A 25,941-nucleotide genomic window follows, 5' to 3' on the forward strand; every position below is an offset into this window, starting at 1 on the left:
GAAACATATATGAATCATATATGTCATCTTGGCCGTAGCGCAAGTGAACTGCGCTGACGTGATCAAGTCGACGCCATGATGGATTCCTTGGAACCGGTAGCGCAGGCCTGATTCGGCGCGATAGCAATGACGTGCCGAGTTCACCGATCGGGCCATGACGGCATGGGCATCGGCAAGCTCAGCCAAGCTCCATCACCCTCGGCCGAGGGCGTCGCCTTGACCTTGAACCTTCAGTTCCTGGCAAAAAAGGCATTCATGCCCGGCAGGTCGGACAGATAGGTCTCGATAGCAGCGATCTTGCCATCGCGCAGGGTGCAGACCGTGGCCAGGTGTTCGTCCAGCACGAGGTCATTCCGGCGTGCGGTGTTATGCAGCGAGAGCGCGACATTATCCCGGCTTACCAGGATGTGCTTGAGCTCGAAATTCAGGCCGAAGCTGGCAATTAGCTCAGCTCTGGCAACGACTGCTTCCGCACCGACCGCTGGACCAGAGATCTGATTGTCTCCGGGCAGAACCCAGGTGGCATCGTCGGTAAGAAGCTTACGGATCGCCTGCCAGTCGCGGCGGGTCAGTGCGGCATGAAACTGCTTGGCCAAAGCAAGCTTTGTTTCGTAGGTATGCATGACTATTCTCCTGTAGCAGGGTGTACAGCGAGATTAGACAGCGCCAGGAATGGATCTGTAAAATTGATATTTGATAGTAGCTAGCAATAGATTAAAGTTATGAAGAAGCACGACATGGGTCTACTGGTGTCGTTGGATGTTCTGCTTGAAGAGGCCAACGTCACTCGTGCAGCACGACGCTTAGCCATCAGCCAGCCTGCACTCTCAGCCCAACTGGCCCGCTTGCGGCAGGTGCTTGATGATCCTTTGCTGGTGCCGGCCGAGCGCGGCCGAGGTATGCGGTTGACGCCACGTGCAGCGCAGCTGAAATCACCCCTGCATGAGTTGCTGACACGGCTTGAGGATCTTGTCGAGGCGCCCTACGCTTTCGATCCCAGCACGGCCAAGCGCGATTTCACGATCGCCCTCAATGACAATGCCGCGATGACGATTGGACTGGATCTCATCGAGTGCATTCGGAAGCAGTCGTATGCAGGCATTAGATTGGCCATGCTCCAGATACCCCGGGATGAGGTCCTGGATCTTGCAACTCGCGGCCGCATCGACCTGGTGATCGGCACCCGAGCCTTCATGCCCCCTGGTTTGCGCACCCATGATCTGGTCGACGACAGGTTTCAGGTGGCCCAACGCAAAGGGCATCCTCGCGGCACGGCTGCAATGACGCTGGAGCAATACTGCGCTTATGAGCATGTGCTGGTGTCTACCAATGGCAGTTATCACAGTGGGATCGATGATTTTCTTGCAGAGCTGGGGCATTATCGACACACCACGGTATCCGTGCAGTACTACACAGCGGTGCCACCGATACTTGAGCGCACGAACTGCCTGGCGACACTGCCTGAGCGCTTCCTACACCGCTTTGATCACATGATCGACCGCTTCGACCTCCCATTCGCATTTGATCCGTTCCAGCTGCAGGTCGGTTGGCATCCGCGCTTTGACGAAGATTTAGGGCATCAGTGGCTGCGTGAACAGCTGATTGCGGCGAGGCCCTTCTGACGCATGAAATGACGGGTACTCAAGGGGCTCTCGAAGCCCACGGGTAGTTGAGTTTCGCATCGGCCGAGTTTGCAGGCAGGAAACGCGTGACCCGAAGGGAAGCGTTTCTGGGGCGTGTGCAGGAAATTGTGCCGGGGAAGCTGCTGGTGAGTGTGATCGAGCCGTTCCAACGGAGGGCTGTTGAGTGCCATGCAGGGCGTCGTCCCATTGGCTGGAGCGGATGCTGCTCATGGGCGCAACTACGTCCACCGCAGTCAATTCTTGCCGGAATAACAGCCGGAGGCAGTCGCGTGCAAGTTAGTCGAATTCTTAGCAGGCCGTTGAATAAGTCGAGACAGGGTCAAGAAATGGTAATTTTGAGGGTGCCTTACCCCTTGCCCACTCAAGAAAAATCGCTTGTAGGCCATTCTGAGAGGCCGAGTTTTGGCAAGGGTTCATCACTCAGGACTTTTTCAACGGCCTTTTAGGCTGACGAGTCTGCGATCGGTATGCCGCAAGCCCCTGTGCCCATAAGAAACGGAAGCAGCGCTGCCAATACATCTTCTGGCGACTCCTCCGGTTGAAGGTGGCCGCCCCGGATGGGTACGCCTTGGACGTTGTTGGCCCATCGGCACCAGATGTCGATGGGGGACGGGCCTTCCCACCCTTGTGGCCAAAGCACAAGCACGGGGCAGGACAGCTTCCTGCCTACGGCACGGTCGGCCGCATCGCAGGCGCGGTCCTCCTGCGCTGCTGCCCGATAGTCCTCGCAGATGGCGTGCCGAACATCGGGATCTTGGAACGCACGCCGATAGGCATCGAGAGCGAACGGCTCGACATTGCCCAGCCCGCCCGCCATACGGGCCAGCGCAGCATCGATGAATGCCTGCGGGTCGGCGGACAGTAGCTTTTCCGGGAGCCCGAATGGCTGGGCCAGGAAGAACCAATGGAAATTGGTGCGTCCAAATCGTTCGTCCACCAGATCCCATGCATCCAGGGTCGGAATCACGGCCAGCGAGGCGAAGTGCGTCACATGCCCCGGGTAATCGAGCGCAAGGCGGTATCCGGCGCGTGCCCCCCGGTCGTGTCCCACAACGGCAAACCGGCGGTGTCCAAGTTTGGCCATCAAGGCAATCAAGGCGTTGGCCACGCGGCGCTTGGTCCAGCGCGGCCGATCCGAGTCAGCCCGACTGCTACCGTAGCCGGGCAGGTCCGGCGCCACGACCGTAAACGACTGTGCCAGCCGTGGCGCGACATGACGCCATGCAAGATGGGTTTGTGGGTAGCCGTGTAGCAGCAGCACGGGCGGTCCTCCGGAGCCGCCAGTGACGCCGCGGAACGCCACGCCGCCCGCCTCGATGTGCAACTCTGAGAATCCAGCAAATGAGTTCCACGATGCAATGCCGTCGATACCCGACATCATCAACTCCGTACGGTATGGATCGCTAGCGTGAAAGAGCCATGCGAACGAAATCCGACAGGTCCCGGTTAAAGCGCTCCGGTTCTTCGAGGAATGGCGCGTGTCCCGAATCGGAATACAGCTCGCTGCGGATCCGTGGGTTGAGGCTCGTGGCCTTGACGATACTGGGCTTGGCCTTCACGAGCGCGTCCTGGGCGCCGTAGATCAGCAGGAGCGGAACCTCGGCCTTGCTCAATCCTTTGGCTGCCTCGACCGTCATCGACTGCACGGCACGTTGCATGTCCCACGATGCCAGCGCGGCGTTGGCCAGCAGCAAGGAGAACGTGGTCGCGTCGGGCTGGCGGTGGAAGCACAGCCGCAGGAAAGCGCGCTCGCCGTCCAAGTGGGTTTGCAAGTCCGAAGCAATCATGTCGCGATAGACGTCTGGGTGCGCCACGATCTGGTCGGGCTTCAGCTCGATCACTCCGTCGACATAGACGGCGCCGGCGATACCTTTGTCGCCATAGGCCGCCAGGTAGTTCGATATCACGGCACCGCCCAGCGACCATCCCACGAGCACCGGCTTGCGCGCGTGTGTCGATTCGATGATCGCGGCCAGGTCATCGGCCCAGCGGCGTCCGTCGGTGTAGGAGCTGGCCTCGGCCGGCTTGCCCGACAGGCCGTGCCCGCGCAGGTCGTAAGTGATCAATCGGTAATGCTGGAGTCGAGGGTCCTGCAATTGCTTACTCCAGTTCAGCCGGCTGCCCAGCAGGCCATGAATGAAAATGATGGGAGAACCCTCGGGATCACCAGCTTCCTGGACGGCCAGCACCACTCCATCGGGGGCAGTGACGGTGTAATCCCGGGTTGCGGCGAACGTAGCCGGCGCGGCGGCTAGTAGCGCGAATGTCGCTATCAGTGCGCCGAGTGCACCACGAAGTTTCGACAAAGACATAGACACGTACTCCTAGGTTCCTAGAACACGCCTAGTCTCAAGCCTCACATTGATGTGAGTGTCAAGCGGGGAAATGGTACAGTGGGCCCATGTCCAAGCCTCAAAGCCCCATGACCATTGGCGATCTCGCCCACAAGACAGGAGCAAGCCGGCGCTCGATCCGGCATTACGACGACAACGGACTGCTAGCTTCCGTACGCGCGGAAAACGGCTATCGGATGTTTCTCCCCGTCGCCGTCACTCAGGTCCGTCAGATCCAGAGGTTGATCGCCACAGGCTTCAGCTTGGCGGAAATCCGCGGATTTCCCGATTGCATGCGCATGATCGAAGGCGCTGCAGCGTGTCCTGAAACGAGTGAAGTGCAACGCCGACGGCTCGCTTCCATAGAGCGGCAGATCGCGGACCTTGAACAGCGACGCGCACGGCTGCGCCAGATGCTGGTAGAAAAGGCCTAGCAGGCTGCTGAAGTACCCCCATCCTCGATCGTCGACCGACATCAGTGGCAGGAATCTCGAGTGTGCGGAACAGCCATCTTCGTGGAGCAATTGTTCATTGATCACTTGGAAATCTCCGAACCGTTCAGGCAGCCCCATCCTGGAATGCTCGCCTGGTAGCGGTAGAGGGCGGTTCCGACAAACCGTCGATTGTCCTTGGCGGTCACCCCGACATGACCGGCTCGACTGGGAAGCAGGCCGTGGATGCGATCCCATTGATCGTCTCGTAGGGCGTAACGGAATGCCATGGCTGCGCGGGCAAATGAAGGGGGGCGTCTAGCATCGCCTATCTGGGCAATTGATAACGGACCTAGGCACCGATGTGGCAGCCATCGTCACACTGGATCATGGCGAGCGGTTGGTGGGTCCCGTCAGTATCGCGTTCTCAACTGATTGACCGCTGTCCTATCTATTATCCATCGCCATCGTGGACGGGAGGCGCATCTAGTTGGTATGTCAGATCTGCTTGGCATGAGCAAGAGCACGCTGCAGCAAGCTGCTCATCTGATGTCTGGGCGTTTCCGGTTAAGAAATCGTGGTGGAAGTCCGTTGCTGCGACTGTTGATAGACCCTAGCGGAGCAGTCATAACGAGGAGTTCAGTCGAGAACTCGTCCAGGCAGTTCAGCGCACAGGATTAAAGGATCTTCGATAGGCCGTTGGGCTGACTCCCACGATCCGGCCGAAATGTTCCCGCAGGGAGGTGGGGCTTCCAAAGCCCACTGCACTAGCGATGTGCTCAATGGGTAGGTTTGTCGTTTCTAGCAAAGTCTGCGCACGCCTGACACGCGCTCTTAGAAGCCACTTGAGAGGGCTAGTGTTCAGTTGTTCCTGAAACCGTCGACTCAAGGTGCGGCTGCTCATCGCAGCCTGCCCAGCCATGTCTTTCAGGGTTAGTTCCTGATCTAGCCGTTCTTCGATCCATTGCAGCAATGGGCTGAGATTGGAAGGTGCGCCAGGGGGATCGTAGGCGATGAACTGCGCCTGCCCGCCATCTCGTGCAAGAGGCATGACGGCACATCGAGCTGTGTCTGCTGCAACGGCATTGCCGCAGTCTTGTCGAATCATGTGTAGGCACAGATCCATTCCGGCGCACGCGCCTGCCGAGGTGAGTATCCGACCGTTGTCCACGAAAAGAACATTGGGGTCGACTGTGACCTGTGGGAAGAGATCTGCCAGAAGTTGTACACCACGCCAGTGGGTGGTGGCACGCAAGCCATCTAGCAGCCTCGTGCGTGCCAGGATGAAGGCGCCACTGCACAACGATGCGATCCTCGCACCATTCTTTTCCGCTGCTCGGATGGCTTCCAGCAGGGTGTTGGGGATAGGGGAAAGGACATCGTCGAGCCCCGGAATGATGACAGTCTGGGCATTCACGGCATGGCTCAAGCCCCAGCGGATACGCATGTCGAACAACTTTGTTCGAATACGATTCGACTGGGCGCATACGAGAACCTCGTATGGGATCTTCCCCGGCGCGAGGGGCACGCGCCCGAACATCTCGCAGGCCATCGTCAGGTCAAACGGCACAACGCCATCAAACGCCAGGATGGCTACCCTGTGTGCTGTACTTTGCTTCACAGAACTCGCTCCCTTGATTGGCAAGAATCCTTCGATAGATGGCATTCTAGCCAATTGGCGAACTTCCGACATGTCGACATACTTGTGCTTCCGGCGAGAGGAAAGTCGCTGAAGACATAACCATTGAGCAAGGTCGAGGCATGCCTGCATCCATCAGGCGCCTGGATTGCCCTGACATATTGAGCCACCCAGCGGATGAGTCATGACCACAAGCGCACAGGCAGAAAAGAACTCACTCGATCAAATCAGAAGTATTGAATCCAAACAACTGAGGCGCCTGGAGAAGGCGTCGATCGTCGAGGCGACAACTCTGATCCTGCTAGTGTTCGTTGCGGCACCTCTCCGGCATTTCGGGGATTGGCCGTATGGCTCGAAGCTACTTGGACCAATACATGGGATCGCATTCTTAGCGTACCTATGGACTGCCTTACAAACTGTAGCCGGCGGCGGCTGGCATAAACGTGAAATGCTTCGATTGTTCGCAGTTGCGTTCCTGCCATTCGGCGGCTATCTCAATATCCGGTGGCTACGTGAACGGGCGAGAATATTCAACGATATCGGACAGGCCTGATGATGATTGCGGCGCTCTATCCCTATTTGGTGGCGACGCACGTGACAGCGGTGGTGTTTCTGGTAGGCGGCTTGCTTGCGCAAGAAAGGATAGTAAATGCCATTTCGCAGTCCCCACCGGAAGAACAAGCTGGGATGCTGGCTGCATTGCAGCGCTTTGATCTCCTTGTCACCACGCCTGCATTGTTGTTGACCTGGATCTTCGGGTTATCACTGGCGCTCAGCGCAGGATGGCTGTCATCACGATGGTTGCTGGTCAAGCTGGTTTTCGTCGTCGCGCTCTCGGCTTTGCATGGGTTCCGTTCCGGGCGAATACGTCATTGCATCCGAACTGGAGCAGCTATAAGAAGAATTCCCGGTGCTGACCTCGGCATCGTGATTGCGATGCTAACCATAGCTGTGTTGGCATTTGTGAAGCCGGTCTAGCACGATAGCGGAGAGTCCTTCATGTCCCCGGACGTGGCGAACCTGTCTGCCGGCACGGGCCAGCAGGACGCGGGGCGAGATTCCGGAGCGCAACGATGCTGATGCGCCATATCCGGTATTTCATCGCCGTGGCGGAGGAACTCAACTTTACCCGTGCTGCGGAGCGACTTCACATCGAACAGTCGCCTCTGTCGCGATCCATCCGCCAATTGGAGGATGATCTGGGCGTCCGGCTCTTCGAGCGTAACAGCCATGGCACCCGGCTCACCTGGGCTGGACAAGTCTTCCTCGAGGAGGCACGGCGCGTGCTGGCAGCGGTCGAGCAGGCCCGTGCCGGCGCAAGGGCCGCCGCGACCGGATACCGCGGGCTCCTGAGAATCGCGCTGTCCGACGGCATCTCGCCATCGCACTTGAGCAACCTGCTGGCTCGCTGCCGCGAAGAGTCGCCCGAGGTCGAGATTAGCCTCTTCGAAGTGACACTCGCACAGCAGTTGAAAGGCCTGAGAGAGGGGGACTACGACGCGGGGTTCGCGAAGGCGGAGCATCCGGGGGAAGGATTGCTGGCCACGCCGGCGTGGAGCGAGCCTCTGGTCGTCGCGGTGCCGGCGCGGCATCCCGCCTTGATCCATCCCGAGCTTTCCCTGATGGAGCTGCTTTCCCATCCACTGGTGCTGTGTGACCCGAACGCGTGCGCAGGATGCAGCCGGCAACTCGACAGGCTGTTGCGTGCCGCGGAATGCGAGGTCAGGATTGCCGAAAGGGTGGCGTCCCATGACCTGCTGATGGCGCTGGTGGCGGCAGGCTACGGCCTCGGGATCACCACCCGCACGCATCTGTCCCTGTGGCGGCACCCGGATGTCGTCTCGCGTCCGTTGGCCGGTGAAGTCCCCCCGTTGACGACCTACCTGTTGCGCCGGGATGCCGAAGACTCGGTGCAGTTGCGGAGCTTCGTCGAACGATTGCGAGAAACCACGATGCCTGATTCCGAAAAGGCGTAGGTAGGTGCGAGGGAGTAGGACGAGGGCCCGGACAAGACGGCAAGCTTGTTCGTTTGTCTTCATGTTGTGGCAACCCCAATGCGGAGCATGGATAGAGGCCATGATGGGTGCGCTGACCAAGCCTGTGAATGTACCGCCCGCAGCGGATACAGGGACATCACGAGCAGCACGGCCATTGCGATGTTGAAGATGCGCAGGTGGTGTCGGTCCGTGAGCCAGCGGCGCGGCGTCGTGCCGAAGGCGGCCCAGACGGCGACGCTGGGAGCATTGACAACGGCGTAGAGGACCGCTGGCGATCACCGCCAGCGTGCCGCCGTCGGCGGGTGCGTAGGTGGCGATGGCCCCGATGGCCATGATGGCACGTCTTGGGATTGCCTCACTGGAAGGCGGCAGCCTTCCAGAAGCCGGATGGCCGATCTGGGGGCGGCCGTCTCCCGCAACGGTTGTGAGGTCTCGATCTGCCAGCGTCAGGGTTAAACCTCAGATTAACTTGAGGTCAAGTGAGGTGTCAGCAGCGCGAATCGGCTGTTGGCGATCGGCCACACCCTCGCCAAGCGACCTTCTCGCGTGGACCCATGGCAAGGCCCGGACAGGCCGCGAACTCGGGTGCGGGTGACGACATCACCGGATGGTCGTCATCGCGGAGTGCGGGTGTCTTCGCTGAGTGCCGCGTCGGCGGCCTGGGTGGGCCCTGGAGCGCGCGACGCATCGCTGGCGACCAGATCGAGTGCCGACAGCAGCGCATCACCGTCGACCGGCCCATGCAGCAGCAGTGATCTTCCCGTCAGGCTGTCTTCCAGCCGTACGGTGGGCGTGGCGTTGATGCCGCTGCGCAGGGCCTCGTCGGCCTGCACGCGAACGATGGCTGCGGAACGATCACTGTCCAGGCATGCCTGGATGGCGGTCGTCAGGCCTGGCCAGGTCAGGTCAACCGGCAACCCCTGGCCATCGCCCCGGGTGCTTTGGTAGAGCCATGCGATGGCATCGAAGAAGGCCTCGTGGCCTTGCGCCTCACCTGCGCACTCAGCCACGCGGGCCAGCCGACTCGCCTCGGGATCGTGCATCGCCAGCGGCAGGTGATGCCACCGCAGGCTGGCTTCGGGATGGGCATCGATCCAGGCCATCAGGGTCGGGTAGTAGGCCTTGCAGAACGGACATTCCAGGTCGGCGTACAGCGTCAGCGTGAAGCGCGCATCGGCTGGGCCGTGACGCCAGGGTGGGCCGACCGGATGCGCCTGCCCGACCTCAGCCCCCGTGCGCGGTGTCGGCGCACCGGGCGTGCGGTACAGGAGCCAGCCCAGCAGGCCGGCTACAAGGATGCAGGCGACCACCCAGGGCAGCCGTGGCAGGCGCCCAGCGCGCTTGCGAATGGCCTGGGATCGGCTCGGCAAGGTGGTTTGCTTCGAGGACATGACGCGCTCCGGTCATTTCGGCAGGGACAGCGGCGGCGATGCGATGCCACGCGCCTGGTCGATCTTTTCGGCCACCTTGAAGGCGGCATCCAGTTCGCCGATGCCGTACTGGCGCATGAGTTGGTAGCGCTCGGCCTTCTCTTCCGGTTCGGTCTGCGCAAGGGCCAGATAGAGGCTGGGCGGCACGGCGCGGAACAGCACTTCCATCGACTTGGACAGGATGACGCCCTCGCTGAACTTGCCCGCCTCCTTGCGCGCGGACAGCATCAGCGCCTTCTGCGCGGGCGACAGCTCGCGGAACCGGGCGATCTTCTCCACCTCGTCGGGCGGCATCGACAGGCAGATCCACCACTCGATCATGTTGAGCATGGGCTCGGCGGCCTTGGGCAGGTCGTCGATGTTCTGCGTCGCCAGCCAGTACCACGCACCGAGCTTGCGCCACATCTTGGTGATCTTGACCACGTAGGGCGCGAGCAGCGGGTTCTTGGTGATGATGTGGCCTTCGTCGGTGACGTTGATGATCGGCCGGCCCAGGAACTGGTCGCGCTCGGCGATGTTGTTCACCGTGTTGATCAGCGAGATGTAGGCAATGGAGAGCTGCGCGTTGTAGCCCTCGCGCGCGAAGGTGGCCAGATCCACGATGGTGATGTCCGCCTCGGGCCAGGGCGTGCCCGGACGGTCGAACATCTCGCCGTCTGCGCCCTGGCAGAGCATGTCCATCGCATCGGCCATCTCCAGCAGCCGCGCGCGCCGGGCATCCGGCAGGTTGGCGTCGCGGGCGCGTTCGCGCAGCGCGTCGCGCACGTCGCGGGTCAGCACCGCGCGCGCCTGTGCCACGCAGCGCTGGGCGGCGTCCAGGATGCACTGGCGAATCAGGCTGCGGTCGGCGCGCGTCATGCGCGCTTCCTCCTTGTCCTCGCCGCCGGTGATCATCAGCCGGGCGGTGATTTCGAGTTCGCCGAGCACGTCGCGCTGGTCATCCCCGTCGTCGGCCGGATGGGTGTCGCCGTCCTCGTCCAGGGCGTCGGCATCCAGCGTCTGCACCTGGCCCGGTGTATCGACCAGGCGCCAGGCATCGGCGAATGGCGCCAGGCTCACGCCCGCGCCGGGTGCCAGCTTCACGCGATGCACGCTCAGGCCCAGCCGAGCGGCGAAGTCACCGAAAAGGCCAAAGCTGTTGCCGGCCTCGACGATGAACAACCTGGGCCGGTAGATCGCCGTGACCTGGTTGAGGATGTTGTTCAGCGTGGCGCTCTTGCCGGAGCCGGTCGGGCCGAAGAGGAACAGGTGGGCGTTCATCTGCCGGTCGAGCCGGTTCAGTGGATCGAAGGTGATCGTGCCGCCGCCCCGGTTGAAGAAGGTGATGCCCGGATGGCCGGTGCCCTGACTGCGCCCCCACACCGGCGCCAGATTGGCCGCGTGCTGCGCAAACATCAGTTGCGTGTACCACTGCCGCTTGTCCGCCGCCGGGTCGAACAGACAGGGCAGCCAGCGCAGGTAGGTGTTGAGCGGAGCCACCTCATCCTCTTCGCGCACCGGCTGCAAGCCCGCATTGAGCATGACATTGACCAGTTGCAGGCCGCGGGCGTCGAGCTGCGCCATGTCGCGGCCGCGCAGGTAGAACGCCAGCGTGCCCCGGTACAGCTTGTGCGCGCTGCCGATGAGGCCGCGGGCCTGCTGCACGTCCTGGCGCGCCTGTTCGCTGGCGAGCGTCTCGCCGACCGCCTTGCGGGCCAGGTGGTTGAGGTGCGCCTCCAGCACATCCTGCGGCGTGGCGACCAGGGTCAGGCACATCACCGTGTCCTCAGGCATCTGGTCGAACAGCGCGTTCATCGCATCGCCGCCCTTGCGCGTCTCGCCGGTCATGTGTCCGGTCGCGGGCGGCGAGCGCAGGCGGTCCATGACGATAGCCCGGTGCGGCATGCCGTCGAAGAACCACAGGCCGCGGGCGACATCCGAGCGCGGCTGACCGAAGAACAGACGTTGTGCGAAGTCGCCGCTGGCCAGTTCGATCTCACCTTCTTCCCGTTCCTCCGGGTAGCGGGCGAGCGCGTAGAAGCGTTGCCGGTCTTCGGCCGTGCTGCCCAGCGCGCCGGGATTCGGGTTGAACCAGCGCAGCAGCCAGTCGTGAATGTCCGCCGCGCCAAGGCGCCGGGCCTTGACGCCGGCATTCGCCAGGCCGCCGACCAGGCGGTCGCAAATCGTCGCCAGGGCCTGCTCGGGCGATTGCCCCCGCCGGGCCGATGCGGCGTCCGGGGTGCGCCGATAAACCACCATGCGCACGCGCCGGGTCTGGCCGCGCCACGGCAGGCGCGTGACCGTGGTGTCCTCGAACAGGCCGCCCGGCTTCGCGATCGCGCGCAGGTGGTGCCCGAAGAAGCGCAGATAGAACTCGCTGAACGCGCTGCCCTGCGCGCGTGGATGCAGGTATGCCCCCAGCGTGCGCAGGTAGTGGTCCCAATCGGCTTCGTCCTGCGCGTAGAGCTGCACCACCCACGGGTTCTCGTCCAGTTCGTCGAAGGAGTCCTGCAGCGCATTCTCCAAGGCATCACGGGCCTGCCACAGCCAGGCGGTCTCGCGCCCTTCGGTACCGATCGGCTGCAACTCGAAGAACGCCGCCACCGATTGGCCATCTTCGAGCAGCATGCTCTTCGTGGCCGGCAGGTACTCGACCCAGGGCAGCAGGTCGGCGAAAGACGGCGCCACGTCGTAGAGCGCCGCGTGGTCGGCCCTCGTCGCGGGTCGCCGATGATTCGACCCAAGGGCGGCGCCAGGTGCGTCGATGCCGTGCGCGGCAAGGCGGGCGACATGCCGCGTCCAGGCGTCCGGCTCGATGTCGGCCTGGACTGGCCTGGGGGCCGGACGACGCGGCCACGGCAGTCGCCAGCCCATCAGTAGTCCTCCAGCCGCTCGCCGGGCATCGCGTACTGCACGCGCTGGTAGAGCGGGAAGACGGTGCTGTAGCCGGGCACCGGTACCGGGTCGGTGCCGGCCAGGTGCGGAAAGACATACATCACCAGATCGGGGTTCGGCAGTCGATGGAACTGTCGCTGGATCTCGTTCGCTGCCGTGCGGGTGTAGGCCGCGTTCCGGGCGGGCGCCGTGAGGGTGTCAGCGTCGGTCAGCGGACGACGCAGGTCCTGGCGTGCGTCGAGCAGCAGGCGGCCGGCCTGGCCGCCGCTATGGCCGCCAGTCTCGTGCTGCCAGATGTCCTGCATGGTGTGCTCGCCGCGGGGCAGCAGCTTTTCCGAACTGGTGGCACAACCCGCGAGAACGGCGGCGGCGAGCAGAACAAGGGGGCGGTCAATCCAGGTCCGACGCATGTGCTTCTCCCATGAGGTGATTCACCCGGCGCCCCTTGGCGTCGTGGTCGATGGCGATCGGCTGCTCCAGGTGCACGGCCACCCTGGCGCCGGGCTGCACGTAGACCGCAGCGAAGGCCTGGCCGTAGAGCTTGTTGACCCAGTTGGCCATGTCGCGCACGCCACCGGCCAGGATGCGGCCCATGGCCTCGTTGCCCGAAATGCCGACCGTGCCCAGCGAACCGCTGTTGTTGGCGACCACGGCCACGCTGCCGTTGTCGGACTTGATGAGCGAGGCGGCGCCCGCGCCGGCCGCGGTGATCAACGCCTGCGATCCCAGGTACTGCTGGGCATTGCTGCGCCGCTCGCCCGAGATGCACGGGATGCCGTAGGGATCGCTGATCCAGCCCAGGCCATCCAGCAGGCTGGTGCTGTTCTGGCTTCGACTGCGCTTGCCGTCGTCCTCCGGCACCGTGCGGATGGTGCCGTCGCTGAACACGAAGGTGATGGAGCGGACCTGCCCACGCACGCACGAGAGCGTCCAGTCGCCCGAGGCCGTGCCGCTGACCACCGCACCGGCCACGTCGGGAATCTCGATGCCGTTGGCCGCCAGGTTGTCGGCCCCGATCAGCACCTTGAAGGGAAACGGGTCGTTGACGGCGCCGTCGATGGGAATGCGACCGATCAGTGCAGTCATGGCGACCGAGCCCATCAGCGTGGCATTGGTGGGCACCGTATAGACCGCCTGGGTGGTGCCGCCAACAGCCTGCGCCGTGCTGTCGCTGACGGCCTCCGCCGAGGCCGACAGTTCCGGCGAGGCCGGGCCGAAGCTGGAGGGAAAGGCGGGCAAGCGCAGGCTGCTCGAACCGCCCTTGGGATCGAGCCGGGCGTCAGCCGGTTCGATCCAGCGCATGCCGCCATCCGTGAGCGGTCCGCCGTCATGCCCGTCCAGTCCAAGGCCGATCGGTAGGTCGGCGGCATCGCCCTTGCCGGACAGTCCGTCTAGGCGGCGCTGCAAGTCCTGCATCAGCCCTTGCGTCTGCTGCTGGTCGCTGGCGGCCTGGGTGCGCTCCTGTTCCAGGCGGCGGCGTTCGCTGTCGAGGGCGTTCTGGATGCGCTGGTCGATCGCACCCTCGCGGGTACGCAGGCGCTCGTTCTCCGCCTTGTGCTGGCGGTTGTCGCTCAGCGCGGTCTGCAATTCGGTGCGAAGCTGCTTGACCTGCGCGACCAGGGTAGCGACGGTGTCGCGCGGGGTGTCTCCCGCGATGCCGAGCGCCTTCATTTCCTCGGGAGTGAGCTGCCCCGGGACATCCTGCTTTCCAGGTGCAGCGTCACTGCCTGAGAACAACCTGGCACCGATGAACACCAGCAACAATGCCATCGGAATCAGCAGCCACTTCAACAGGGGATTACTCCTCATCGGACGTCCTCCCCGCAGCGGCGGCCGGCGGCAAGTTCGTGCCGGCATCAATGGGGCCGAGCACCGGCATCAGCGACTCGGCCAGGCCACGGCCGCGCGTGACCAGGTAGACCACCGTGGTGTCGGTCGAAGCGCCCGCCGGCCCCAGGTCGGGATGCTGGAAGGTCGCGGCCACGAAGTCGCCTTGCAGCACCCTTGGATCGAGATCGATACGGTGAGGCGAGGTGTTGGTCAGGCGCACGGCGGTGACCCACTGGTCTTCGAGTCGCCAGGCCGCCAGCGCCCGCGCCTTGAGCGGCAGCGTCGGCAGCAGTGTGTCCAGCGCGAGCGGGCGCCGCAGCGGCACGCGCCCGATGCCGGCCACGGGCTCGACGGTGCGCAGCGGTGCGTAGAGGTTCTGCGCCGCGTAGCGCGTCAGGACAACGGCTACCGGCGTTTGCCGATGCCTCGCGGGTTGCGCTGCCTGGGTTGGACCGGCGGCAGTGTCACCGCCGGCATCCTCGGCGGCGTCCTGCAGGACGATGCGTACAGGCTCCAGCGGCTGCTCGCCTTCCCGGGCGTCCGTGGCTGTGATGTCGACCAGCACGATGGCGCCGGATTCCACGTCCTGCAGTTGCAGCCGCGTCGGCGCGATGGCCTCGCTGGCGCGGAGGTAGATGGCTCCACCCGCGCTCTGCACGCGCAGCCGCTCGCCCAGGCTCGGGGGCAGGCCGACACGCACGTTGCGGTCGATGAACATCACGCGCTCCTGGCCGACGACCAGCGGGACGGCCAGCGGCAGCCGCTGCCAGCGCAGGATCTCGATGGCATGGCTGTCCGGCACCAGGCCGAAGCCGAGGGTCAGGCTCGCCACGATGGTGAAGACGTGGTGTTTCATGGGTTGCCTCCCTGCGAAAGGCCGCCGCCGGGCGTGCCGGACGGAGGCACTGCCGGCGACGGTGCCTTGATGCGCTGCGGCGCGCCGTCATAGCAGTCCAGCGCAAGGCCGAAGGGGTTGTGCTGGGGATCGACGTCCAGCCGCACCACTTTCAGCGGATAGCGCACCAGGGCCCGCTTGACCTGCTCGGCGCCGTAGTACTCGTCCGCGCTGACATCGAGCGTGACGATCCAGTCGCGGCTGGAAACCGTCTTTACCCGCATCGTGGGGTTGTCGCCAAAGCCGCGCCCCGGAATCTCGTAGATGCCGCGCACCCGCTGCCGCAGTTCGCCGCTGCTGCGCCGGTGCTCGTAGTCCTGGCGCAGGAAGGCCTGGCAGGCCGGTGTGAAATACGCCGACAGCGCGTGGAGGTTGCGCGGGTAGTCCTGCTCACCATCCGTCGGCCAGCGCTGGACCTGCTGCCAGACGTAGAAAGCGAATGCATAGACATTCTCGGGCGGCACGTCCCACCAGGCGCGGGTGCTGCCCGAGCGCAGATCGGGGGGCACATGGATCGTCAGTTGCCTCGGCGCACTCCACCAGCCGAAACCGAGCAGCAGCGCCACCACGAACAACGCACCAGCGCCCAGGCGCAGCGTGCGCACATGGGCCTGCAGGTGATGGACTTCGTTCCTGAAACGGCTCATGAGGCGGCTGCTCCGCGTGAGCGCCGGGTGGTCCAGTAACCCGACCGCGTGATGATACGGAGCCCACCGAGCCAGGACGCTGCCAGCGGATGGCGCAGCGCCAGGCGCCACTGCAGTTGCCGGTACAGCCAGGTGTCCGGGCGGCCGCGCTTCTGCCGGCGCAGGAAGCCGCCACCACCGAACACGCCAGCCGCCACGCCGGCCACGATCAGGGTCGGCACCATGGCGACGCTGTGCGTGGCCCAGGCCAGCGGCACGCCGGCGATGAACCCCGCCACCGCGGACAGACCGGCGCAGATCCAGAGTTCGTCGGCGGTCAGGCCCCTCACCACCACGGGCTGGCGGTTCAGCCTGTGCGGCAGGAAGGTCACCAGCCCGTCACGCGCGATATCGTTCAAGGCCGTCATCGCCGCTCAGAGCACGCCGGTGGCCTTGGTCAGCAGCCAGATGCCGACCACCAGCAGGATCGCACCCACGGCCACGGTGAGTCCGAACTGGCCCCAGGTGGCGCGACCGGTATGGATTTCCGAGTAGCGCGTATAGGCGTGGTAGCACACACCGACGAACATCGAGGCGACCACGAGGAGCGCGATCAGCAGCACGATGTCGTAGCCGTAGTTCTGCAGCGTCTGCATGATGCCGCTGCCCTGCCCGCGCGAGGGGTCCTCGATGGTCGGCAGGCCCTGCGCCCGGGCCGCCAACGGCAGGCCCATCAGCATCAATGGCGCGAGGATGGTGGTGGCAACGCGATGGGGAATCGGATGGGTCTTCATGGCGGCAGGGCCTTTCGTGGTGGTCAGGACAGGAGGAAATAGGTCAGCACCAGGTACATCGAAACGAAGCGCACGACGACACCCAGGAACTGGCGCTGGGACAGGCGCTGCTCGGCCCACCCGGTGTACGCGGTACGCATGGCCCACACGCCCCACAGGAGCAGGACGGCGAACACCAGGCCGAGCACCACCGTGGCCACAGCGGCGGGGGCGAAGCCGCCATTGGCCTGGAAGGCGCTGACCTGGGCGGCGTTCATTGGGGTGCCTCCTGGTCGGAGGGCGGGCTGGACTGGCGATAGTCACCGGACAGCTCGACCGGATCGCGCGGCTGGGCTCGCGGCGGCGTCAGGTAGTCCTGGATGCCCGTCCGAACGCGCTGGAGGTCCTCGCGCAGGCGGGCATGGTCGAAGTGGTAGCGGGCGCGCTGCTGCGGAGCGGTATGGGCGGCGTGCTCGGCGAGGCGGTCGATCAGGTCGAGCTGGCGCGCAATTACAGCGAGTTGCTCACGCTCCGGGGTGTCGTCGGCACTGGCGGGTTGCGGGGCCGAAAGCGACACGACCAGCAGCATGGCCAGCCAAGACCATGCGGATACGCGGCGGTTGCTGGGTCCCATCGTGCCATTCCTTCCTGCTAAGGCAATGGCGTGATGGTGTGGAAGAGCGGATGTTCATGCTGCAAAGAATCAGAATCGGGGCCGTACCGGATTCCCGGTCTCACCCCATATGTCAGCCCTGAAGCTTCACGTCATGACTGGCAGCGTCCACATGCTGCGCCCAGGTGAGATGATGCCGTCAAGTCCGATGCAATCCGCTCAAACCAGGTTCAATCAGGCCAATTCGGCTTTTCAAGTGGGCTGGTTGATGTAATATCTCAATCTTGCCCGTACTCCGCCCCACTCTGTGATGGAAGCTCATGTCATGTCGGATCGCTGGTTGTCGGTCGAGGAGATCGCAGAGTATCTCGGCGTCAGTAAGGACACCGTCTACGCATGGATCAGCAAGCGGAACATGCCGGCCCACCGTATCGGCCGGCTGTGGAAATTCAAGACCGAAGAAGTGGATGAATGGGTCCGTTCTGGAGGGGCCGCGGATGCCGAGAGTAAGGGCAAGGGATGAGGTACTGGTTTGCCATAGGTTTCGCCTACTTCGTTCAAGTATCGAAGTGGAAGCAGGAGATGTGATGTGACAACGATTTCTTGCGTAGATTTGTTCTGCGGCGCGGGTGGGCTGACGCACGGTTTCGTCTTGGAGGGGCTGCCCGTGGTCGCCGGTATCGATCTGGACCCTGCATGCCGTTTCCCTTACGAGGCAAACAATCAAGCCCGATTTGTAGAGCGGGATATCAGCACAGTCACAACGACTGAACTGAAAGAGTTATTCGGCGACGCCGACCTGACGATTCTCGCGGGCTGCGCCCCGTGCCAACCCTTCTCGACTTACGCACAGCGCTACGAACTGGACGGGAAGGATGGCAAGTGGGGCTTGCTGTATGAGTTCGCGCGTCTCGCCAAAGGTGCCAAACCCGATGTCATCACGATGGAGAACGTCCCCACCGTCGCGAAACACGAGGTATTTCATGACTTCGTCGATACGCTGAAGCGGCTCGGCTACAACGTCTGGTTCGATGTCGTCGACAGCTCCCACTATGGCGTGCCACAGATGCGGCGGCGCATGGTGCTACTGGCATCGAAGCATGGCGACATCAAGATGATCGAACCGACCCACGAGAAACCAAAGACGGTTCGTCAAGCCATCGGCCGCTTGCGCCCATTGAGCGCGGGCGAGGCGGCCCCGAGGGACAAATTGCACGTCACCTCGACGCTTTCCGAAAAGAATCTTCGGCGGATCAAAGTCTCGAAGCCCGGTGGAACTTGGCGCGATTGGCCGGACGACCTCGTTGCCGACTGTCACCGCGCCGAGAGTGGACGCACATACCCGGGCGTCTATGGGCGCATGGAGTGGGACAAACCCGCCCCGACCATGACCACGCAATGCTACGGGTTCGGTAATGGCCGTTTCGGGCACCCGGAACAGGACCGAGCCATCTCGTTGAGGGAGGCAGCGATCCTCCAGAGCTTTCCACGCGACTACGCGTTCGTGCCGGATGACGGCGAAGTGAGCTTCAAGGTTCTCGGGCGGCTCATCGGCAACGCGGTTCCCGTCGATCTCGGTCGTGCCATCGCGCGCAGCATCAAGACGCATATCGCATCGGTCACGGCCCGATGACGAGCTGACGAGGGCTTCCGATGTCGCGCATACACCCCTCGTCCCCCGAGACCAGTCGCCGCATGGCGAAGGTTCGGCAGCAAGGGACTGATGCCGAGATCGCCCTACGAAGTGAGCTCTACCGCAGAGGCCTGCGCTACCGAGTCGGTTACGAGGTCCTGAAGAAGCCTCGTCGCGTGGCCGACGTGGCATTCCCAGGGTTGAAGATCGCCGTATTCGTCGATGGATGTTTCTGGCACGGGTGCCCCGAGCATGCCACCTGGCCGAAACGGAATGCGGAATTCTGGCGGCAGAAGATCGAAACGAATCGGCTCCGGGATGCAGACACGAATTCGAGGCTCCAGAGAATCGGTTGGACGGTACTGCGGTTCTGGGAACACGAATCCCCGATCGAAGCCAGCGACAGGGTGGCAAAGGCGGTCACCATGGCGAAAGCAAGGCGCTGTACATCCTCTGGCGCAAACGAGAAGAACTGAACAGGAAGATGGCAGACCGCATGGAAATCTCGAATGAACGGAAACCCCAGACCTATCGTGCCCGCCCGGAACCCGGCCAGTTGGTCGAGGTTCGTCGGCGTCAATGGGTCGTGGCAGATGTCGCCTCTTCGAAACTGGAATCGGGTTCAACCTCGCAGAATTGCGTGACGCTGTCCTCTATCGACGAGGACGGTCTCGGCGAGGAGCTGGAAGTCATCTGGGAGATCGAACCCGGCGCACAAGTCATCGAGCGTGCGGGACTTCCATCCATCACCGGGCAGGACGACTCGGACACCCTCGAAGCCTTCCTCGACGCCGTTCGTTGGGGGGCCGCCACCAATGCCGATCGAGGATTTCTGCAGGCACCGTTCCGTAGCGGCGTCAGCATCGAGGACTTCCAGCTCGATCCACTGGTGCGGGCCATCGACATGGCCCGCGTCAATCTGCTCATCGCCGACGACGTCGGTCTGGGCAAGACCATCGAAGCCGGTCTGGTCATCCAGGAGATGCTGCTACGGCATCGCGCTCGTACCGTCTTGATCATCTGCCCCGCCTCGCTCCAGGAGAAATGGCGTGTCGAGATGCTCGAAAAGTTCGGCCTCGAATTCCGCGTGGTCGACACCGCCTACATCAAGCAATTGCGGCGCGAACGCGGCATCCACGCCAACCCGTGGACATCTCACCCCCGCTTGATTGCCTCGATGGACTGGGTCAAGAGCAGCGAGGGGCTGCGCGCCATGCGCGATGTTCTTCCGCCGCATGCCGGCCATCCGCGCAAGTTCGATCTACTGGTCGTCGACGAAGCGCACAACATCGCACCCGCCGCAGGTGCACATTACGCGTTGGAGAGCCAGCGCACGCGCTTCATCCGCGCGATCAGTCCACACTTCCAACATCGGCTGTTCCTGACCGCGACACCGCACAACGGCTACACCGAGTCGTTCACCTCACTGTTGGAATTGCTGGACGACCAGCGCTTCGCCCGGAACATCCTCCCTGACGAGAAGCAGTTGAGTCAGGTGATGATCCGTCGCCTGAAAAGCGATCTCGTCGATGCTGACGGCAAACCCCTGTATGCCCAGCGCAAGCTCCAGGCGCTGGCGGTCCCATACACGGATGAGGAACGGGAGATCCACCAGAAGCTGAACGATTACTGTGCCAGCCGCGAAAAAGACGCGGAGAAGACCGGCAGCACATTCGGCACTTCGTTCGTCAATCAACTGCTCAAAAAGCGCATCTTCTCGTCGCCCGCCGCGTTCGCTTCCACGCTCGAGAAGCACGTCGCCTCGCTGTCGAATGGCGCCAAGCCCAAAGCTCGAGATGCCATGGCCGAGCGCATCCTGCGCAAAGCCATCCTGAAAGCAGACGAGGATTACGCCAACGACCAGGAAGTCGAGAATGCTCAATCGGAGGCCGTCGAGGAGGCATCCCGCCGCTCCCAACCGCTGACGCAAGAGCAACAACGGATGCTGGCCGACTTGAGGCAATGGGCGCAGCGCGCCAAGAACCAGACCGATTCCAAGGCCAGAGCCATCCTCGATTGGCTCTCAGCCAATCTGAAACCGGGAGGTCAGTGGAACGATCGCCGGGTGATCCTGTTTACCGAATACCGCACCACCCACCAGTGGATGCACGAGATCCTCGCCAGCCATGGTTTCGGTGGCGAACGACTCGGTCTGCTCCACGGAGGACTCACTCAGGATGAGCGTGAGCCCATCAAGGCAGCCTTCCAGGCATCTCCCAAGGATTCCCCCGTCCGCATCCTGCTCGCCACGGATGCGGCCTCCGAAGGTATCGACCTGCAGAACCACTGCAATTGCCTCATCCACCTGGAGATCCCCTACAACCCCAACGTGATGGAGCAGCGCAACGGGCGTATCGACCGTCACGGACAACGCGAGAAAGAGGTGCTGATCTGGCACCCGGTCGACGGCGGGGACAAAGGCCATGCATCGGTCGGTGGCCACGGCGAAGACATCCTGCGTGCCTTGCGCAAACTGGAGTCGATGCGCGCCGACATGGGCAGCGTCAATCCGGTCATCGCGCCCCAGATGTCCGGGCTCATCGAAGGCTCGCTGAAGGATCTGGACACCCGCCTCGCGGAGGCCAAGATTGCCAAGGCCAGGCGCTTCGTGCGCGCCGAACGCGAGCTGAAAGAGCGCGTCGCCAAGCTCCATGAACGACTACTCGCCACCCAGCAGGATTTTCACCTCACGCCCGATCACATCCAGATGGCGGTGAAGACTGGTCTCGCGCTAGCGGGCCGCCCCCCATTGGAACCCGTCGCCCTCGCAGATGCACCCCAAGGCAGCGCATTCAGGATGCCACCCCTCTCGGGATCATGGGCGCGCTGTCTGGAGGGCCTGCGTCACCCGCATACCCAGCAGATACGCCCCATCACCTTCGACCACGCCGTGGCCAAGGGGCGAGACGACGTCGTGCTGGTCCACCTGAACCATCGCCTGGTGCAGATGTGTCTGCGCCTGTTGCGCGCCGAGGTCTGGGCGCAGGATGACGTGAAGAAACTCCATCGCGTCACCGTGCGCACATTGCCGGATGGCAGCATCGATGGTCCGGCTGTGGTCGTCATCTCGCGGCTGGTCATCACCGGTGGCAACCACCATCGCCTTCACGAGGAACTGACCGTCTCGGGCGGCTATCTGCGCGATCAGTCGTTCCGCCGCGAAGAGGGCGTCACGCGTGTCCAGCAGTGGCTGGACGAGGCGCAGCCCATCACAGCGAACGATTCGCTGTTCGATGCCCTTCGGGTGCGCTTCGATCGCACTCGACCCGCCATCCTGCAGGCAGTCGACGCCCGCTCGAAGGATCGACTCAAGTTCCTGGCCAACACACTGCAGACCCGCAAGCAACGAGAGTTGGACGACATCGGTGCCGTGCTGGACGAGCTCGAGAAGGCGATCCAGAGTGAACTGAAAAAGGACCAGCAGCCCGAGCAGATGTCGCTGTTCACCGAGGACGAGCGCACCCAGCTCAGGCGCGATACCGCCGCGCTGGAGGCGCGCCTCGCGCGCATTCCGGCCGAGCGCATCCAGGAGGTCCAGGCCATCGAGACCCGATATGCCAAGCTCGATGATCGCACCTTCCCGGTTGCAGTCGTTTTCCTGGTTCCAGAATCAGCCATGAAAGGGGGTGCGGTATGAGCAATCACGACCTGCACCACGACTGGCTGGCGCTGATCGAGATCTCCGGTCCGTTCCTCGCCGTTCCCGTTCTCAAGGAGGCCTTTCCCCAAGGCCTGGAAGAGCTCGACGGAATCAAGCGCAAACGGCTGCGACAGGCCTACGAGGAATGGCGTGAGGCGCTCGAGACGGATGATCCACAATTTCCCGAGCTGCACGCCGCCTGGATCGATGAGGTATTGGCGCGTGGCCTGGAACTCGATGAGGATGGCAAAGCCGACGTCCTGAAGCGCGCCGACTGGTGTGCGGCCAACCTGAGTGCCGCCCTGCCAGAGCATGGCGTCATGCTGGCTCCGGATCTCGCTGTGATCGATGAGCAGCGTGGCAATAAGCCGCTGATGCACATCCACACCTACGGCCAGGATGTCGACCTCGACGCCACCCTGAAGTTGGACGGATGGGCCGCCACTCCAGCTGACCGCATGGTTCAGTTGTGCCGCGCCACAGGCTGCCGCCTCGGGCTAGTGACCAATGGCGAGCGCTGGATGCTGGTCGACGCCCCAGTAGGCGCCGTCACCACCTTCGCCAGCTGGTACGCCCGCATCTGGAGTCAGGAGCCCATCACCCTGCAAGCCTTCGTGCACCTGCTGGGCATTCGTCGCTTCTTCGTCGATGAAGCCGAGCAACTGCCGGCACTGTTCGACCGCTCACTGAAGTATCAGGATGAAGTCACCGACGCCCTCGGCGAGCAGGTGCGGCGCGCCGTGGAAGTGCTGATCCAGGCGCTCGACAAGGCCGACCAGGACCGCGATCGCGAGTTGCTGCGCGACGTGAAGGAGCCCGTGCTCTACGAGGCCGCGCTGACGGTGATGATGCGGCTGGTGTTCCTGCTCTCCGCCGAGGAGCGTGGCTTGCTGTTGCTCGGCGATGAACGCTACGAGGCTAACTACGCACTCTCGACCTTGCGCATGCAATTGCGCAAGGAATCCGAGGAGATCCTCGAACGCCGCTGGGATGCCTGGTCGCGCCTGCTGGCCATCTTCCGCGCCGTATTTGGTGGTATCGAGCATGAGAATCTGCGTCTGCCCGCACTGGGTGGCTCGCTGTTCGACCCGGATCGCTTTCCTTTCCTCGAGGGCCGCGCCAAGGGCTCCGACTGGCGCACTGACATCGCCAAGCCGCTGCCGATCGACAACCGCACCGTGCTGCTGTTGCTCGAGGCCATCCAGCAGTTCCAGGGCCGAACACTGTCCTACCGCGCACTGGACGTCGAACAGATCGGCTATGTCTATGAGGGCTTGCTGGAGCGTACCGTCAAGCGAACCGCCGAGGTCACGCTGGAACTGAATGGCACCAAGAGCGCCAAGGCGCCCTGGGTCAAGTTGGCCGAATTGGAATCTGCCCGCCTCGACGGCGCTGAACGTCTTGCCGAATTGCTCCAGGAGCGCTCCGGCAGTTCCGCCAGCCGTGTGCGCAACGATCTGGCCAAGCCGGTCGACGATACCCTTGCCGATCGTCTGCTCGCCGCCTGCCATGGGGACACCAATCTCCGTAATCGCATCAAGCCGTTTGCCCACCTGGTGCGCACCGACCCCTGGGGCTATCCGCTGGTCTACCCCGCCGGTGCCTTCATCGTCACTACCGGCTCCGACCGTCGCGAGACTGGCACTCACTACACGCCGAAATCGCTCACCGAGGCCATCGTCACCGAGACCCTGACGCCGATCGCCTATGTGGGGCCAGCCGAAGGCACCCCGCGTGAGCAGTGGCAGCTCAAATCCCCCGCCGAACTGCTGGACCTGAAGATCTGCGACCCGGCCATGGGCTCAGGCGCGTTCCTGGTGCAGGCCTGCCGCTGGCTGGCGGACCGCTTGGTCGAGGCTTGGTCGCTGGCTGAATGCAGTGGAAATCCGGTGAGCGTGGATGGCGAAGTCCTGGATGTGCCGCACACCAAGGAGCCTCTGCCCCGCGACACCGAGGCACGCACCGTGATCGCTCGCCGTCTCATCGCCGAGCGCTGCCTCTACGGTGTGGACCTGAACCCCTTGGCCGTTGAACTCGCCAAACTCTCCATCTGGTTGGTGACGCTGGCCAAGGGGAGGCCGTTCGGCTTTCTGGACCACAACCTACGTTGTGGCGACAGCCTGCTCGGTATTCATCGGCTGGATCAGCTCACCGAACTCACCATGACGCCGACCGGGAAAGGTCAGCAACGCCTGTTCGGGCAGAACATCGAACAAGCCGTGCGCGAGGCGATCGAATTGCGGCAAGCGCTGCGCCAGATGCCCATCCGGGACATCCGTGACGTCGAGGCTATGGCGCGACTGGATGCCGATGCACGCCAGAAGCTCGACGTGCCGGAGCGCATCGCCGATGCGTTCATCGCCGAAGTGCTTTCTTCGGGAGGGAATGCCAACGTCCTGTCCAGTACCGTCGGCACGCTCGCGATTCACGCCGGGCAGGCCGTCGATGGTAAGCGCGACGCGATAGAAACCATGATTCGGCGAGCGCACAACGCATTGAGCGCCGATCTCCCTCCTGAAAAGACAAGACGTTTGCCGTTCCATTGGCCACTGGAATTTCCAGAGGTCTTTGCGAGATCGCTCTCCGGATTCGATGCTCTCGTCGGCAACCCGCCGTTCCTGGGCAACCGCCTCTGGAAAAGCGCAATGGGTGACAAGCTGCAATGGCAGTGCCAGATGGTCTTGGGTGCATCTCCGGGCAAGATCGACTTGTGCGTGGTCTTCCATCGTCGCGCCGTCGACCTGCTGCGAACCGATGGCTGTTATGGGCTGCTCGCGACCAGCAACATCGCCGAGGGTAGTGCCATCGATGTCGGCCTCGGTGTAGTGGTTCAGAACGGCATGATCTATTTCGCCAAGAAAGGCATGCCTTGGCCCGGCACGGCAGCCGTGGTGGTTGCCATCGTTGGTTTCATCAAGGGCGAATGGCCGGCCGAATGCGATGCCGATGGCCGGAAGTGTGCTCGCATCGGACCGAGGCTGGAGCCAGAAGCCTCGGATGTCTGGGCCCCACAAACCCTGCCGGATGCACTCTTTGCTTTCGAAGGTGTAAACAACAGCAAAGGTCTGGCATTCGTCATCACGCCGGACAGCCCCTGGTTTGAGCGACTCCAGAATGAACCGGACAGCCTGCTCCGTCCTTACATCACAGGTGACGACATCACGAGCTCGGCGCTCAATCGCATCGGTCGATGGGCGCTGGATATCGGTGATCGCAGTTTGGACGAGATCGCCAGACGATGGCCGATCGCCCATCGCTTCATCGTCGAAGAAGTGCAACCGACTCGCACGGTCGCCGCTCTCAAGAGTTACAAAGGTTTGATCGACCGTTGGTGGCAGTTCTGGAACCACCGCGCCGACCTGATGCGGCGCATACGGCAGCGCGGAAATTTCATCGGCTACTCAAAGAACACAAAGTACCCGGTTGGCATGCTCGCTCCGTCCGATTGGATCTACACGAACAAGGTACTTCTGATCGGAATGGAGCGGGATGACCTCTATGCCATCTCGCTATTGATCCGGCCCTTGCGCACTTGAAATTTTCTGCACCACCCTCAACTCGGATTCATGCAAGCAACCGACATG

The 25,941-nt window shown here is 63.1% G+C and carries 24 protein-coding genes and 1 pseudogene; 10 read left to right on the forward strand and 15 right to left on the reverse strand.

Features of this window, described 5'->3' with window-relative positions; all coding sequences use genetic code 11:
• Nucleotides 1–230: 230 nt before the first annotated feature.
• The gene (locus tag CDN36_RS19835) at nt 231–623 is read right to left on the reverse strand and encodes a nuclear transport factor 2 family protein (RefSeq protein WP_241469152.1); all 393 of its coding nucleotides are present in this window, start codon (nt 621–623) and stop codon (nt 231–233) included.
• A gap of 99 nt (nt 624–722) precedes the next feature.
• Here CDN36_RS19835 and CDN36_RS19840 point away from each other — a divergent pair, with 99 nt between their 5' ends.
• Complete coding sequence (locus CDN36_RS19840) at nt 723–1,622, forward strand: LysR family transcriptional regulator (RefSeq protein WP_287497690.1); 900 nt, start codon at nt 723–725, stop codon at nt 1,620–1,622.
• Between the two features lie 463 nt (nt 1,623–2,085).
• On the opposite strand, the gene CDN36_RS19845 is transcribed toward CDN36_RS19840, so the two are convergent.
• Both CDN36_RS19845 and CDN36_RS19850 read right to left on the reverse strand, forming a co-directional pair.
• Nucleotides 2,086–3,024, reverse strand: coding sequence for an alpha/beta fold hydrolase (locus tag CDN36_RS19845; protein WP_287497691.1), 939 nt, complete (start codon nt 3,022–3,024; stop codon nt 2,086–2,088).
• A 22-nt stretch (nt 3,025–3,046) separates the two neighbouring features.
• Nucleotides 3,047–3,955, reverse strand: coding sequence for an alpha/beta fold hydrolase (locus tag CDN36_RS19850; protein WP_241469154.1), 909 nt, complete (start codon nt 3,953–3,955; stop codon nt 3,047–3,049).
• Nucleotides 3,956–4,044: 89 nt separating this feature from the next.
• On the opposite strand from CDN36_RS19850, the gene CDN36_RS19855 reads away from it, so the two are divergent.
• Nucleotides 4,045–4,410, forward strand: a complete 366-nt coding sequence (locus CDN36_RS19855; RefSeq protein WP_032963568.1) for a MerR family transcriptional regulator — start codon at nt 4,045–4,047, stop codon at nt 4,408–4,410.
• Nucleotides 4,411–4,515: 105 nt separating this feature from the next.
• Here the strand turns inward: CDN36_RS19855 and CDN36_RS19860 are convergent.
• Nucleotides 4,516–4,697 (reverse strand): annotated as a pseudogene (locus CDN36_RS19860) (IS5/IS1182 family transposase); the annotation flags it as partial.
• 374 nt (nt 4,698–5,071) lie between these two features.
• Complete coding sequence (locus CDN36_RS19865; RefSeq protein ID WP_287497692.1) at nt 5,072–6,028, reverse strand: GlxA family transcriptional regulator; 957 nt, start codon at nt 6,026–6,028, stop codon at nt 5,072–5,074.
• 202 nt (nt 6,029–6,230) lie between these two features.
• Here CDN36_RS19865 and CDN36_RS19870 point away from each other — a divergent pair, with 202 nt between their 5' ends.
• The 3 genes from CDN36_RS19870 to CDN36_RS19880 all read left to right on the forward strand — a co-directional run bounded on the left by CDN36_RS19870 (nt 6,231) and on the right by CDN36_RS19880 (nt 8,022).
• The gene (locus tag CDN36_RS19870; protein WP_027350538.1) at nt 6,231–6,599 is read left to right on the forward strand and encodes a DUF3817 domain-containing protein; all 369 of its coding nucleotides are present in this window, start codon (nt 6,231–6,233) and stop codon (nt 6,597–6,599) included.
• Nucleotides 6,599–7,024, forward strand: coding sequence for a CopD family protein (locus CDN36_RS19875; RefSeq protein WP_201267685.1), 426 nt, complete (start codon nt 6,599–6,601; stop codon nt 7,022–7,024). Before CDN36_RS19870 ends, CDN36_RS19875 begins: the two co-directional genes overlap by 1 nt.
• A 95-nt stretch (nt 7,025–7,119) precedes the next feature.
• Nucleotides 7,120–8,022 carry a LysR family transcriptional regulator gene (locus CDN36_RS19880; RefSeq protein ID WP_009618141.1) on the forward strand — a complete coding sequence of 301 codons (903 nt, stop codon included), beginning with the start codon at nt 7,120–7,122 and terminating at the stop codon, nt 8,020–8,022.
• A 635-nt stretch (nt 8,023–8,657) separates the two neighbouring features.
• Here the strand turns inward: CDN36_RS19880 and CDN36_RS19885 are convergent.
• The 10 genes from CDN36_RS19885 to CDN36_RS19930 all read right to left on the reverse strand — a co-directional run bounded on the left by CDN36_RS19885 (nt 8,658) and on the right by CDN36_RS19930 (nt 17,105).
• Nucleotides 8,658–9,434 carry a DsbA family protein gene (locus CDN36_RS19885; protein WP_043223454.1) on the reverse strand — a complete coding sequence of 259 codons (777 nt, stop codon included), beginning with the start codon at nt 9,432–9,434 and terminating at the stop codon, nt 8,658–8,660.
• A gap of 12 nt (nt 9,435–9,446) precedes the next feature.
• Nucleotides 9,447–12,326 carry a conjugative transfer ATPase gene (locus tag CDN36_RS19890; protein ID WP_287497693.1) on the reverse strand — a complete coding sequence of 960 codons (2,880 nt, stop codon included), beginning with the start codon at nt 12,324–12,326 and terminating at the stop codon, nt 9,447–9,449.
• Nucleotides 12,326–12,757, reverse strand: a complete 432-nt coding sequence (locus CDN36_RS19895; protein ID WP_287497694.1) for a TIGR03751 family conjugal transfer lipoprotein — start codon at nt 12,755–12,757, stop codon at nt 12,326–12,328. The genes CDN36_RS19890 and CDN36_RS19895 overlap by 1 nt, the downstream gene beginning before the upstream one ends.
• The gene (locus tag CDN36_RS19900) at nt 12,738–14,156 is read right to left on the reverse strand and encodes a TIGR03752 family integrating conjugative element protein (protein ID WP_287497695.1); all 1,419 of its coding nucleotides are present in this window, start codon (nt 14,154–14,156) and stop codon (nt 12,738–12,740) included. Before CDN36_RS19900 ends, CDN36_RS19895 begins: the two co-directional genes overlap by 20 nt.
• Nucleotides 14,146–15,033, reverse strand: a complete 888-nt coding sequence (locus CDN36_RS19905; protein WP_287497696.1) for a TIGR03749 family integrating conjugative element protein — start codon at nt 15,031–15,033, stop codon at nt 14,146–14,148. Before CDN36_RS19905 ends, CDN36_RS19900 begins: the two co-directional genes overlap by 11 nt.
• Nucleotides 15,030–15,719, reverse strand: a complete 690-nt coding sequence (locus CDN36_RS19910; protein ID WP_287497697.1) for a PFL_4703 family integrating conjugative element protein — start codon at nt 15,717–15,719, stop codon at nt 15,030–15,032. The genes CDN36_RS19905 and CDN36_RS19910 overlap by 4 nt, the downstream gene beginning before the upstream one ends.
• Nucleotides 15,716–16,126 carry a TIGR03750 family conjugal transfer protein gene (locus CDN36_RS19915; RefSeq protein ID WP_287497698.1) on the reverse strand — a complete coding sequence of 137 codons (411 nt, stop codon included), beginning with the start codon at nt 16,124–16,126 and terminating at the stop codon, nt 15,716–15,718. The genes CDN36_RS19910 and CDN36_RS19915 overlap by 4 nt, the downstream gene beginning before the upstream one ends.
• Nucleotides 16,127–16,132: 6 nt before the next feature.
• On the reverse strand, nt 16,133–16,438 hold the full coding sequence (locus tag CDN36_RS19920) for a TIGR03745 family integrating conjugative element membrane protein (protein ID WP_245540490.1): 306 nt from the start codon (nt 16,436–16,438) through the stop codon (nt 16,133–16,135).
• A gap of 77 nt (nt 16,439–16,515) precedes the next feature.
• Complete coding sequence (locus CDN36_RS19925; RefSeq protein WP_034036940.1) at nt 16,516–16,749, reverse strand: TIGR03758 family integrating conjugative element protein; 234 nt, start codon at nt 16,747–16,749, stop codon at nt 16,516–16,518.
• Nucleotides 16,746–17,105, reverse strand: a complete 360-nt coding sequence (locus tag CDN36_RS19930; protein ID WP_287497699.1) for an integrative conjugative element protein, RAQPRD family — start codon at nt 17,103–17,105, stop codon at nt 16,746–16,748. The genes CDN36_RS19925 and CDN36_RS19930 overlap by 4 nt, the downstream gene beginning before the upstream one ends.
• A gap of 304 nt (nt 17,106–17,409) precedes the next feature.
• On the opposite strand from CDN36_RS19930, the gene mads1 reads away from it, so the two are divergent.
• From mads1 to CDN36_RS19955, 5 genes are all read left to right on the forward strand, one after another.
• Nucleotides 17,410–17,607 (forward strand): methylation-associated defense system helix-turn-helix domain-containing protein MAD1, encoded by a 198-nt coding sequence (gene mads1, locus CDN36_RS19935; protein ID WP_194965732.1) that lies wholly within the window; start codon nt 17,410–17,412, stop codon nt 17,605–17,607.
• 66 nt (nt 17,608–17,673) lie between these two features.
• The gene (locus tag CDN36_RS19940) at nt 17,674–18,717 is read left to right on the forward strand and encodes a DNA cytosine methyltransferase (protein WP_256161620.1); all 1,044 of its coding nucleotides are present in this window, start codon (nt 17,674–17,676) and stop codon (nt 18,715–18,717) included.
• Between the two features lie 62 nt (nt 18,718–18,779).
• Nucleotides 18,780–19,193 (forward strand): very short patch repair endonuclease, encoded by a 414-nt coding sequence (locus tag CDN36_RS19945; RefSeq protein WP_256161651.1) that lies wholly within the window; start codon nt 18,780–18,782, stop codon nt 19,191–19,193.
• A 20-nt stretch (nt 19,194–19,213) separates the two neighbouring features.
• Entirely contained in the window at nt 19,214–22,354 is a 3,141-nt protein-coding gene (gene drmD / locus CDN36_RS19950) for a DISARM system SNF2-like helicase DrmD (RefSeq protein ID WP_287497700.1), read from the forward strand.
• Nucleotides 22,351–25,893: an Eco57I restriction-modification methylase domain-containing protein gene (locus CDN36_RS19955; protein ID WP_287497701.1), complete on the forward strand. Its 3,543-nt coding sequence runs from the start codon at nt 22,351–22,353 to the stop codon at nt 25,891–25,893. The genes drmD and CDN36_RS19955 overlap by 4 nt, the downstream gene beginning before the upstream one ends.
• Nucleotides 25,894–25,941: the final 48 nt, after the last annotated feature.

This window comes from Pandoraea sp. CB10b_02, from assembly GCF_002216225.1.
GTDB lineage: Bacteria > Pseudomonadota > Gammaproteobacteria > Burkholderiales > Burkholderiaceae > Pandoraea > Pandoraea nosoerga.

Excerpts from the sequence above, each read along its gene's own strand:
- CDN36_RS19835 (WP_241469152.1), bottom strand. The coding sequence starts at position 623 with ATGCATACCTACGAAACAAAGCTTGCTTTGGCCAAGCAGTTTCATGCC.
- CDN36_RS19840 (WP_287497690.1), top strand. The coding sequence starts at position 723 with ATGAAGAAGCACGACATGGGTCTACTGGTGTCGTTGGATGTTCTGCTT.
- CDN36_RS19845 (WP_287497691.1), bottom strand. The coding sequence starts at position 3,024 with ATGATGTCGGGTATCGACGGCATTGCATCGTGGAACTCATTTGCTGGA.
- CDN36_RS19850 (WP_241469154.1), bottom strand. The coding sequence starts at position 3,955 with ATGTCTTTGTCGAAACTTCGTGGTGCACTCGGCGCACTGATAGCGACA.
- CDN36_RS19855 (WP_032963568.1), top strand. The coding sequence starts at position 4,045 with ATGTCCAAGCCTCAAAGCCCCATGACCATTGGCGATCTCGCCCACAAG.
- CDN36_RS19870 (WP_027350538.1), top strand. The coding sequence starts at position 6,231 with ATGACCACAAGCGCACAGGCAGAAAAGAACTCACTCGATCAAATCAGA.
- CDN36_RS19875 (WP_201267685.1), top strand. The coding sequence starts at position 6,599 with ATGATGATTGCGGCGCTCTATCCCTATTTGGTGGCGACGCACGTGACA.
- CDN36_RS19880 (WP_009618141.1), top strand. The coding sequence starts at position 7,120 with ATGCTGATGCGCCATATCCGGTATTTCATCGCCGTGGCGGAGGAACTC.
- CDN36_RS19885 (WP_043223454.1), bottom strand. The coding sequence starts at position 9,434 with ATGTCCTCGAAGCAAACCACCTTGCCGAGCCGATCCCAGGCCATTCGC.
- CDN36_RS19890 (WP_287497693.1), bottom strand. The coding sequence starts at position 12,326 with ATGGGCTGGCGACTGCCGTGGCCGCGTCGTCCGGCCCCCAGGCCAGTC.
- CDN36_RS19895 (WP_287497694.1), bottom strand. The coding sequence starts at position 12,757 with ATGCGTCGGACCTGGATTGACCGCCCCCTTGTTCTGCTCGCCGCCGCC.
- CDN36_RS19900 (WP_287497695.1), bottom strand. The coding sequence starts at position 14,156 with ATGAGGAGTAATCCCCTGTTGAAGTGGCTGCTGATTCCGATGGCATTG.
- CDN36_RS19905 (WP_287497696.1), bottom strand. The coding sequence starts at position 15,033 with ATGAAACACCACGTCTTCACCATCGTGGCGAGCCTGACCCTCGGCTTC.
- CDN36_RS19910 (WP_287497697.1), bottom strand. The coding sequence starts at position 15,719 with ATGAGCCGTTTCAGGAACGAAGTCCATCACCTGCAGGCCCATGTGCGC.
- CDN36_RS19915 (WP_287497698.1), bottom strand. The coding sequence starts at position 16,126 with ATGACGGCCTTGAACGATATCGCGCGTGACGGGCTGGTGACCTTCCTG.
- CDN36_RS19920 (WP_245540490.1), bottom strand. The coding sequence starts at position 16,438 with ATGCTGATGGGCCTGCCGTTGGCGGCCCGGGCGCAGGGCCTGCCGACC.
- CDN36_RS19925 (WP_034036940.1), bottom strand. The coding sequence starts at position 16,749 with ATGAACGCCGCCCAGGTCAGCGCCTTCCAGGCCAATGGCGGCTTCGCC.
- CDN36_RS19930 (WP_287497699.1), bottom strand. The coding sequence starts at position 17,105 with ATGGGACCCAGCAACCGCCGCGTATCCGCATGGTCTTGGCTGGCCATG.
- mads1 (WP_194965732.1), top strand. The coding sequence starts at position 17,410 with ATGTCGGATCGCTGGTTGTCGGTCGAGGAGATCGCAGAGTATCTCGGC.
- CDN36_RS19945 (WP_256161651.1), top strand. The coding sequence starts at position 18,780 with ATGGCGAAGGTTCGGCAGCAAGGGACTGATGCCGAGATCGCCCTACGA.
- drmD (WP_287497700.1), top strand. The coding sequence starts at position 19,214 with ATGGAAATCTCGAATGAACGGAAACCCCAGACCTATCGTGCCCGCCCG.
- CDN36_RS19955 (WP_287497701.1), top strand. The coding sequence starts at position 22,351 with ATGAGCAATCACGACCTGCACCACGACTGGCTGGCGCTGATCGAGATC.